Annotated in this window: 1 protein-coding gene; it reads right to left on the bottom strand. The window is 35.4% G+C overall.

Features of this window, described 5'->3' with window-relative positions; all coding sequences use genetic code 11:
- Positions 1-142: 142 nt before the first annotated feature.
- Positions 143-310, bottom strand: coding sequence for a capping complex subunit for YIEGIA (locus ACSG5Z_RS29975; protein ID WP_435712757.1), 168 nt, complete (start codon positions 308-310; stop codon positions 143-145).
- Positions 311-325: the final 15 nt, after the last annotated feature.

Here is a 325-nt window from a genome sequence, read left to right as displayed (position 1 = left end):
TTTTACTGGTTTCGGCATTTACTTTCATCCTTTCAACTTGCTTCTGGTTATTATGTAAAAAACCCTTCTTTGTGCAAGAAGGGATTTGCATTCCAGAATATTTCTCAGCGTATCTAAACACCTCACATTATACCACACGTTACTAATGTTTCACAATAATATATACATTCTCTTGTAAGCGATGCGCAATACCATCTAAAATTGCCTCTAAATTATTTGCAACAAATTCTAACTCAACTGTCGATTCACAAGTAAACAAAGGGGCACCACCAGCAAATTTCACCTGAGTTGTAGTAATATCCGCGAGAATTTCACTTTCTTAGAT

Source organism: Bacillus pretiosus (genome assembly GCF_051294775.1).
In the GTDB taxonomy this organism is placed as follows: domain Bacteria; phylum Bacillota; class Bacilli; order Bacillales; family Bacillaceae_G; genus Bacillus_A; species Bacillus_A wiedmannii.
This window is presented reverse-complemented; position numbering and strand designations above follow the sequence as displayed.